Raw genomic sequence first — 9,595 nt, forward strand, 5'->3', positions numbered from 1 at the left:
GCCCCGCTCCCGTGCGTTCGCGCCGGTCCGTGCGTTCGCGCCCCGGGGCGGGCCGGTCGGCCGGCGTCCTAGGCCGGGCCTGCCTGGCACGTGGGGCACCAGAAGACCGGGCGCTCGTAGGGCTTCTCGTTCGCCGTGCCGACGGCGACCGGGGTGCCGCACCGGTGGCACGGTCGGCCCGCCCGCCCGTGCACGTGCATCTCGACGGAGCCCAGGCCGCGCGCCCGTCCGACGGTGACGCTGCGCTCCATGAGCCGGCGCGCCGTGCGCAGCAGCACCGCGCGTTCGCCCTCGGGCACGGTGCCGGCGGGTCGCCACGGCCACAGCCGCCGCGCGAAGAGCGACTCGGCCATCCAGATGGTGCCGATGCCCGCGACGGTGCGCTGGTCCAGCAGGGCGGCGCACAGCGGCCGCTCGGGCTCGCGGACGAGCCGTGCCACGCCGTCCGCCAGGCCGGTGGTGGGGAAGTCGGCGCCGAGCACGTCCGGGCCCAGGCCGCTGAGGATGCGGCTCTCGTCGTGCGTGCGCAGCAGGTCGAGCATGCCGAGGTGCCAACCGGTGGCGGTCCAGGCGTCCGTGGCGAGCACGGCGCGGATGGCGGGGTTGCGGGCCGAGGCGTCACGGGAGCCGGTCCGGTGCACCTTCCACAGCCCCTCCATGCGCAGGTGCGTGTGCAGGGTGCGGCCGTCGTCGAGCCGGGTGAGCAGGTGCTTGCCGTACGCGCTGGTCTCCAGCGCGGTGGCTCCGGTCAGGTTGGCGGCGCCGGCGCTGGGCCAGCGCAGCTCCGCGCGGACGAGCGGCAGGCCTCTCAGCGCTGCGGTGAGTCGCTCGGCGGTGAGGCGCAGGACATCCCCCTCGGGCACGGACGCTCCCCTCGTCGTGGGGCTTCAGCGTAGTGCGCGGTCGGCCGAGGAAGGCGGCACAACCGGCATATCACCCATGTGATCTGGGTCGGGGCTACAACCGCGCCACCGGGCCCCGGTGGTCGGTCAGGGATGGCCCCCAGTGCGGGTCAGGGCGTGACCGGGGGTAAACCCGATGGCTTTCCGGCGCGCGCTCGGCAACTCTTGTCCCATGACCGTTGTAACCGCTGACCTGGGCGAACGCCCGGACCAGTCGATGGCCTCCCCAGACCCCCGCAACACCCGGACCGTGAGCTGGTTCGGTGCGACCGCTCTGCTGCCGATGATCACCGCGCACGTGCTCGGCGCGTCCGTGGTCGACCCGGTGCTCGACCCGATCAGCTGGTACGCCTTCGTGCCCGGCGGCGGTGAGATGATCCTCGCCGGCGGCGTGGTCCTGGCCGTCCTCGGCCTCATCCTCACCGCGCGGATGTACCGCACCGGCCTCGCCGTCGGCCTGGTGCCCGCGGGCGCGATGATCGTCTATGCCATCGCGATGGTCCTGGTCGGGGCGTTTCCCACGGACCCGCCCGGGACGGACGCCTCGCTGTCTGCCGTCATCCACCGGCTCAGCGCCGCCACGGCCTTCTGTGTGCTCCCCGTGGTCGGGCTGAGTCTGGAACGGTCGATCACGCGGCCGCGCTCGGCCTTCCCGCGGGCCCTGCGGTCGGCGGCCGGCGCGCTCGGCGTGGCGGTCGGGTTGTTCCTGGTGATCCACCTGTCGCTGGTCTACCTCGCGGACTCGGGCATAGCGGCGTTCGGCCTCATCGAGCGGGTGGGGTTCGTCATCATGATCGCCTACCTGTTCCTCCTCGGGGCGACCATCGACCGTGAGGGCCCGGACGGATCCCACGACGAGATCGGGCCGCTCGACGCCGTCGGGTCGCTCGACGGCGGCGGGTCGCTCGACGGCGCGAGCCCCGCCCTGGCGTTCAGCGGACCGAGATCCGCAGACCGCGTGGAGTGATCGCGAAGCCCGCCTCGACGAGCGCTCTCGCCGTCGGATGGTGCCGCGCGGCCTCCAGGGCGGGCACGCCGTCGACGCGCTGGACCACCAGCCGCCCGAGGCGGCCCTCCCGGACCGTCCTGGCCAGCGCGGCGGCCGCCGTCGCGAGCCGGGCGGGGTTGTCGGTGAACGACAGCACCGTGCGCCCGCCGCGCTCCACGAACAGGGCCAGGTCGCCGTGGGTGAGCACCACGACGGCGCCGGCCTTGCGCCCGGGCCGGTGGGCGGACCTGCTGCCGGGCGCGCCGTTGGAGGCTGGCCCTGGTTCCGTGGTCGGTTCCGTCGCCGCCGGCCCGGGTACCGCCGCCCCGGCGTCCGTCGTCGGGCCTGCCGGCCAGGCGAGCGCCGCGCCGTAGGGGTTGGCGGGGTCCATCGCGGCCAGCACGACGACGCCGCTCGTGCCGGCGGCGCCGGTGGGACCCGCGACCGCCGCCGTCCGCTCCGCGACCTCCAGCTCCGACTCGACGACCCGCGCGCGGTCGGCCGCGTCCACCCGTAGCCGGTCGACGGCGCCGGGCAGAGCGAACTGCGACCCGCCGAGGTGCTCCACGAAGTACCCGCGGCGCACCGCTCCGCGCTCCTCCAGGCCGGACAGCACGCGGTACACGTCGCGGTAGCCCGCCCCGACGCCCTCGGCGGCCGCGGCGGACCGGGTCAGCACCCCGTGCCGTTCGAGCAGCACCTGGGTCAGGGCGTGGGCGCGCAGCGTGGGGTCCGCCTCGCGCAGTGGCAGGGCGGCCCAGCGGCCGCTCCCGCCCACGGTCGAGGCGCCGGACCGGAGGGCCGAGGCGGGACGTCCGGGGGACACGGCGAACCGGGACCGGCGCACCGGACGGGCCCGGGCGGCGGTGCGGGGCGCGCGGTGGGCGCCGCCGCCGCTGACCCGCTCGCGCAGCGCGCCCAGCCCGTCGTTGGTGACCTGGCCGGCCCAGACGAGGTCCCAGAGCACCTCCAGCACGGCGTCCGGCTCGGCGGAGGTGAGCTCGGCGACCCGGGGCAGGAAGAACCCGCCCGACCCCGTCAGCAGGTCCAGCACCGCGCGGTGCAGGTCGGAGTCGATCGGGCTCTCCTCCTCGACCGGTTCGAGCGGGGGCAGGGTGAGCGGGGCGCCGTCCGCCAGGTGGAGGGAGACCAGCCCGTCGCCGCCGCCCGAGCCGGGCAGGCGGGAGTGCCCGGCCCACAGCACCTCGCCCGCCACCGTCAGCTCGTCGAGAAGGGCGGGGGAGTAGTCGGTCACCCGGGCGGGCAGCACCAGCGTCTCCAGGGCCGACGCCGGGACCGCCGCGCCCGCGAGCTGCTCGATCGCCTGCACCAGCCCGTCCGCCCCGCGCAGCAGCCCCGTGGACACGTTCTGCCAGCGGGGCAGGAACGCGCCGAGGGCCTCCTGCTCCACGGGCTCCACCTCGGCCCGCAGGACCGCCAGGGAGCGCCGGCGCAGCAGGCGCAGCACCCCGGGGTCGCACCACTCGTCGCCCGTGCCGCCGAGCGCGCCGGGCCGCAGCCGCCCGCGGGCGAGCGCGCCGTCGGCCTCCAGCCGGGCCAGGCCCTGGGCGACGACCGCGACGCCCAGCCCGAACCGCTGGGCCGGGGCCTGCGCGCCGAACGGCCCGTGCGTGCGCGCGTGGCGGCGCAGCAGGTCGCCGAGCGGGTCGGGGACCAGCTCGGTGAACGTCTCGGGAATGCCCACCGGGAGTGCCACGCCGAGCGCGTCGCGGAGGCGGCCCGCGTCCTCCGCGACCGCCCACTGCTCCAGGCCGGCGAACCGGACCCGGATCACGCGGCGTGTGGCCTCCAGCTCCTCGAGCCAGTGGCCCACGGCGTGGCGGGCCTCCTCGCGGGTGCGTGCCTCCAGGGCCTCCACCGGGTGCGGTCCCGTGCGGCGCAGCAGGTCCCACAGCCCCTCGGCATCGCGGGCCTGCCGGTCGGGGGCGAGCCCGGCGAGCTCGGCCTCGGTGCGTTCGACGGCCCCCGGGTCGAGCAGGTCGGCCAGGTCGGCCGAGCCCTGCTCCCCGAGAAGCTCGGCGAGCAGCTCCGGGTCCAGCGACAGGGCCGCCGCGCGGCGCTCGGCCAGCGGCGCGTCGCCGTCGTACAGGAACTGGGCGGTGTAGCCGAACAGGAGCGACTGGGCGAACGGCGACGGCGTGGGGGTCGTGACCTCGACGACCCGGACGCCGCCCTGGCCGATCTCACGCATGAGGTCGGCCAGGGCCGCCACGTCGAAGTCGTCCTGGAGGCACTCGCGGGCGGCCTCCAGCACGATCGGGAAGTCCGGGAACTGGCTGGCCACCTCCAGGAGCTGGGCCGAGCGCTGGCGCTGCTGCCACAGGGGCTGCCGCTTGTCCGGCCGGCGTCGCGGCAGCAGGAGGGCGCGTGCGGCCGCCTCCCGGAACCGCGCGGCGAACATGACCGAGGAGCCCAGCTCGTCGCGCACGGCGCCCAGCACCTCGTCCGGGTCCAGCAGCAGGTCCTCCAGCGTGACCCGGCCCGGGACGTGCTGCGGCTGCGCCTCGCCGTCGAGGGCCGCGTAGCCGGTCCCGTCGGCTGTCCCGTCGCCGAGCCCGTCGACCTCGTCGGTGCCGGCCCCGTCCACGCCCCACGGGTCGCCGTCCCAGCCGCCGCCCGAGTCGGGCAGCCGCAGCACGATGCCGTCGTCCGAGTGCATGGCAGCCACGTCCAGGCCGAACCGGGCCCGCAGGCGGGCGCTGATCACGAGGGCCCACGGCGCGTGGACGCGCGCCCCGAGCGGCGAGTGGATCACCACGCGCCAGTCGCCCAGCTCGTCGCGGAACCGCTCGACCACGACCGTCCGGTCGTCGGGCACGCGGCCCGTGCCGAGCCGCTGCTCGGTGAGGTAGGCGGCGAGGTTGTCCGCGGCCCAGTCGTCGAGCCCGGCGTCGCGCAGGTGCTTGCGCCCGGCGTCGACGTCGGCGGCGAGGGCGGCGTCGGCCTCGCGGACGAAGGCGCCCACCGCGCGACCGAGCTCGGCCGGGCGGCCGGGGGCGTCGCCCTTCCAGAAGGGGAGGCGACCGGGCAGGCCGGGCGCCGGGGTGACCAGCACCCGGTCGGTGGTGATCTCCTCGATGCGCCAGGTGCTCGACCCCAGCGTGAACGTGTCGCCCACGCGGGACTCGTAGACCATCTCCTCGTCGAGCTCGCCCACGCGCCGGCCCCCGCGGGACCTGGTGCTCGTGCCGCCGTTCGTGCCGTCGGCCAGCACGCCGCCGTCCGCCGCGTCGGTCGCGAGGAAGACGCCGTACGCGCCCTTGTCGGGGATGGTGCCGCCGCTCGTGGCGGCCAGGCGCAGCGCGCCGGGGCGGCCGCGCAGCAGACCCGTGGCGCGGTCCCAGGTGATGCGGGCCCGCAGCTCGGCGAAGTCCTCGCTGGGGTAGCGCCCGGCGAGCATGTCGAGCACGGCGCGCCAGGTGGCGTCGCCGAGGTGCGCGAACGGCGCGGCCCGGCGGACGAGGGCGAGCAGCTCGGCCTCGTCCCAGTCGTCCACGGCCAGCGCCGCGACCACCTGCTGCGCCAGGACGTCGAGCGGGTTGGCCGGCACGTGCATGTGCTCGATGGCGCCCGTGCGCATGCGCTGCGCGATGACGGTCGCCGGCACGAGGTCGCCCCGGAACATCGGGAACACCACGCCCTTGGAGACCGCGCCCACCTGGTGGCCCGCGCGGCCGATGCGCTGCAGCCCGCTCGCGACCGACGGCGGCGCGCCCACCTGCACCACGAGGTCGACCGCGCCCATGTCGATGCCGAGCTCCAGCGACGACGTCGCGACCACCGCGGGCAGCCGGCCCTCCTTGAGCTCCGTCTCGGTGCGGGTGCGCTCAGCGCGGCTCATCGACCCGTGGTGGGCGCGTGCGAGCACGGTCTCGGCCCGGGCTGCCCCGTCCGGGCCCGGCGGCTGTCCGGGGACGGCCTCGGGCATGCCGCGTTCCCCGGGTACCGGCCGGGGGATCCCGGCGGCCGTGCCGGACTGCCCGGGGACGAGCGCGGCCCAGGTGCTGGCCGGGTCGGCGACGTCGAGCCCCTGGCGCTGGGCCCAGACCTCGTTCATGCGCGCGGTCAGGCGCTCGGCGCCCCGCCTGTTGTTGGTGAAGACGATGGTGGAGGTGTGGTCGGCCACGAGGTCGACCACGCGCTCCTCCACGTGCGGCCAGACCGAGGCCTTGCGCAGCGGCTGGGTCGCCTCGCCCGAGAGGTCGATCTCGTCGTCGCCCGAGCCCGGCCCGGAGCCGTCGGCGCGGCCCGGGTCCGGCACGCCGAGGCTGGGCGCGCTGCCCAGGTCCGCGAGGTCCGGGACCGGCACGACGACGTCGATGGCCCACTCCTTGTGCGACGGCGGCTGCACGACGGCGACCTCGCGCGCCGACTCGTCGGAGCGGCCGCCGCCCAGGAATCGGGAGACAGCCTCGACCGGCCGCACCGTGGCCGACAGGCCGATCCGCTGGGCGGGCCGGTCGAGCAGGGCGTCGAGGCGCTCCAGGCTCAGGGCGAGGTGGGCGCCGCGCTTGGTGCCCGCCACGGCGTGGATCTCGTCGAGCACCACGGTCTCGACGCCCGCGAGCCCGGCGCGGGCCGACGAGGTGAGGATGAGGAAGAGGGACTCCGGCGTGGTGACCAGGATGTCCGGCGGGCGCGTGGCGAACGAGCGCCGTTCGCTCGGGGGTGTGTCGCCCGTGCGCATGCCGACGGTGACGTCGGGCACCTCGATGCCGTCGCGCGCCGCGGCCTGCCGGATGCCCGTCAGCGGGGAGCGCAGGTTGCGCTGCACGTCCGCGGCCAGGGCCTTCAGGGGCGACACGTACAGCACGCGGCACCGCCGCGCCCGCTCCTGGGGGACGGGCTCGGACATGATCCGGTCGATCGACCAGAGGAACGCCGCCAGCGTCTTGCCCGACCCGGTCGGTGCGACCACGAGCGCGTGCTGGTCGCGCGCCACGGCGTCCCACGCGCCGGCCTGGGCGGCGGTGGGCTGGGCGAAGGCACCGGTGAACCACGTGCGGGTGGCCGGTCCGAACCGGGAGAGCGGGTCGTCGGGCGTGGGCATGGTCCCCATTCTGTCCCCGACCACTGACACGGGCCGGGGGAGGTGCCGGGGCGTCGTAGGGTTGTCGGGTGCGTGAACGGGACTTCTGGCAGCTGGTCGACGAGGTGTTCGGCCCCGCCTACGGGCGTGCGCTGGCACGCGAGCAGGTGCTCCCGGCGCTCGACGGGCGCACCCCGCTGGTCGCCCTGGAGGACGGGGCCGAGCCGCGCGACGTGTGGCACGCGCTGTGCGACGCCCTGGACGTGCCCGACGCCGACCGGTGGGGCACCGACAAGTACCGCCAGGCCCCGCCGCCCCGTCGCTGAGGGCGTCCCCGAGCGGCGTCGACCGACGTTCCCGACCGCAGGGTCCGCCCCCTGCGAGATGTCCTGCGACACACCGGTGTGTCGTGTCTTGCCTCGAACACGCGTTCGGCTAGACTTTGACCACAGGCACGGATTTCGGAACGTCGTCCACAGGCGGCGGCCGGAGCAGGCGTCCGTGTCAGTGGCTCCGCGTACGGTCGGCAACGACGTACAGAGGCCATCCATGTCGGCGCACAGAGCGCCCAGAGACCAAAGGTGTTGCACATGCCCGCACCAGCAGACCGCGACAAGGCCCTCGAGGCCGCCCTCGCACAGATCGACCGTAGTTTCGGCAAGGGCTCGGTCATGCGCCTCGGCGACGAGACCCGCGCGCCCATCGAGGTGGTTCCCACCGGTTCGATCGCCCTCGACGTGGCCCTCGGCATCGGCGGCCTCCCGCGCGGCCGCATCGTCGAGGTGTACGGCCCCGAGTCCTCGGGTAAGACGACCATCGCGCTGCACGCCGTGGCCAACGCCCAGCGACTCGGCGGCATCGCGGCGTTCATCGACGCCGAGCACGCGCTGGACCCGGAGTACGCCAAGAAGCTCGGTGTCGACACCGACGCCCTCCTGGTCTCGCAGCCGGACACCGGTGAGCAGGCCCTGGAGATCACGGACATGCTGATCCGCTCCGGCGCCCTTGACATCATCGTCATCGACTCCGTCGCGGCCCTGACGCCGAAGGCCGAGATCGAGGGCGAGATGGGCGACAGCCACGTGGGTCTCCAGGCCCGCCTCATGTCGCAGGCCCTGCGCAAGATCACCGGCGCGCTCAGCGCGTCCGGCACCACCGCGATCTTCATCAACCAGCTGCGCGAGAAGATCGGTGTGTTCTTCGGCTCGCCCGAGACCACCACCGGTGGAAAGGCGCTGAAGTTCTACGCGTCGGTCCGTCTCGACATCCGCCGCATCGAGACCCTCAAGGAGGGTACGGACGCGGTCGGTAACCGCACCCGCGTGAAGGTCGTCAAGAACAAGATGGCGCCGCCCTTCAAGCAGGCGGAGTTCGACATCCTGTACGGCCACGGCATCTCCCGCGAGGGTGGGCTCATCGACATGGGCGTGGAGCACGGCTTCGTGCGCAAGTCCGGCTCGTGGTTCACCTACGAGGGCGACCAGCTCGGCCAGGGCAAGGAGAACGCGCGGTCCTTCCTGCGCGACAACCCCGACCTCGCCAACGACATCGAGAAGCGGGTCAAGGAGAAGCTGGGCGTCGGACCGAAGGTCGACGCCCCGGCGGACCCGGCCGCGGGTGCTCCTGCACCGTCGGCGACGGAGACGACGCCGCCCACCGGCACCGTCGCGGCGGCCAGCTCGTCCTCGCGGACGACCACCACGGCCAAGGCCACGAAGACGACCGCGACACGCGCGAAGACCGCCACCAAGCCCGCGGCGGCGAAGACCGCGGCCAAGGCGGAGGCGGCCGCCGAGAAGGCTCCGTTCTGACGTGCAGTACGGTGATCCAGCGGATGGTCCCGGCGTGGGGAAGCGTCGGGGCCATCCGGCCTTTTCGGAGGGCGACGAGGAGGGCCGTCCCACGGGCGGACGCGGGCGCCGCAACGGCGGTCGCGGCGGTGGGCGCAGCGGCGAGCGGGTACCCCGCAAGACCGTCGCGGAGCGCCTGGAGGCCGGCGAGATCACTCGCGACGACGCCGTCGAGAAGGCCCGTGAGGTGGTCCTCCGAATCCTGACGGCGGCGCAGAAGTCCCGCCGTGAGCTCGAGCAGTCCCTGGCCCGCAAGGGGTACCCGGAGGACGTCGTCGTGCAGGTGCTCGACCGGTTCGGCGAGGTGGGCCTGGTGGACGATGCGACCTACGCCGAGACCATCGTCCGCACCCGGCACGCCGAGCGGGGCCTGGCCCGGCGTGGCATCGCCGCTGAGCTGCGCCGGCGCGGCATCGACGAGGACACGGCCGTCGAGGCCCTCGACCAGCTCGACCCCGACGACGAGCGGGCGGCGGGCGCGCGGCTGGCCGGCAAGCTCGTCACCCGCACGCGCGGCCTCGACCGGCAGGTACGGGTGCGCCGCGCCGTCGGCTCGCTCGCGCGCAAGGGCTACGCGCCCGGCCTGGCCTTCGAGCTGGTCAAGGACGCGCTCGCCGCAGAGGGCGAGGAGACCGACGACCTCGGGTACGCCGAGGACTGAGCCCGACCTTCGCGGGGACCGGGAATCGACGAGCGGCCGGGTGGTCCAGCAGCGCAAGCGGGGGAACACCCCCCCCCCCGTCGGCCAGCACCAGGAACGGTTAAAAAAAAAACAAACCACCACAACAAAAAAAAAAAAGGATTT

Annotated in this window: 6 protein-coding genes; 4 read left to right on the plus strand and 2 right to left on the minus strand. The window is 74.9% G+C overall.

From position 1 onward, the window contains the following. Positions 1-68 precede the first annotated feature (68 nt). Positions 69-863 carry a DNA-formamidopyrimidine glycosylase family protein gene (locus ACFWEJ_RS23210; protein ID WP_377231545.1) on the minus strand — a complete coding sequence of 265 codons (795 nt, stop codon included), beginning with the start codon at positions 861-863 and terminating at the stop codon, positions 69-71. A 211-nt stretch (positions 864-1,074) separates the two neighbouring features. On the opposite strand from ACFWEJ_RS23210, the gene ACFWEJ_RS23215 reads away from it, so the two are divergent. Further along, positions 1,075-1,869 (plus strand): DUF998 domain-containing protein, encoded by a 795-nt coding sequence (locus ACFWEJ_RS23215; protein WP_377231546.1) that lies wholly within the window; start codon positions 1,075-1,077, stop codon positions 1,867-1,869. Here ACFWEJ_RS23215 and ACFWEJ_RS23220 read toward each other — a convergent pair. Then, a complete protein-coding gene (locus tag ACFWEJ_RS23220; RefSeq protein WP_377231547.1) occupies positions 1,835-6,970 on the minus strand; it encodes a DEAD/DEAH box helicase in 5,136 nt (1,711 codons plus the stop codon). The two genes, ACFWEJ_RS23215 and ACFWEJ_RS23220, sit on opposite strands and share 35 nt — an antisense overlap. A gap of 59 nt (positions 6,971-7,029) precedes the next feature. On the opposite strand from ACFWEJ_RS23220, the gene ACFWEJ_RS23225 reads away from it, so the two are divergent. The 3 genes from ACFWEJ_RS23225 to ACFWEJ_RS23235 all read left to right on the plus strand — a co-directional run bounded on the left by ACFWEJ_RS23225 (position 7,030) and on the right by ACFWEJ_RS23235 (position 9,451). Continuing rightward, complete coding sequence (locus tag ACFWEJ_RS23225) at positions 7,030-7,266, plus strand: DUF3046 domain-containing protein (RefSeq protein WP_377231548.1); 237 nt, start codon at positions 7,030-7,032, stop codon at positions 7,264-7,266. 264 nt (positions 7,267-7,530) lie between these two features. Next, positions 7,531-8,751, plus strand: a complete 1,221-nt coding sequence (gene recA / locus ACFWEJ_RS23230; protein WP_377231549.1) for a recombinase RecA — start codon at positions 7,531-7,533, stop codon at positions 8,749-8,751. Positions 8,752-8,785: 34 nt separating this feature from the next. Then, positions 8,786-9,451, plus strand: coding sequence for a regulatory protein RecX (locus tag ACFWEJ_RS23235; RefSeq protein ID WP_377231550.1), 666 nt, complete (start codon positions 8,786-8,788; stop codon positions 9,449-9,451). The last annotated feature ends 144 nt before the right edge of the window (positions 9,452-9,595 follow it).

This window comes from Promicromonospora sp. NPDC060204 (assembly GCF_042728455.1).
Classification (GTDB): Bacteria; Actinomycetota; Actinomycetes; order Actinomycetales; family Cellulomonadaceae; genus Promicromonospora.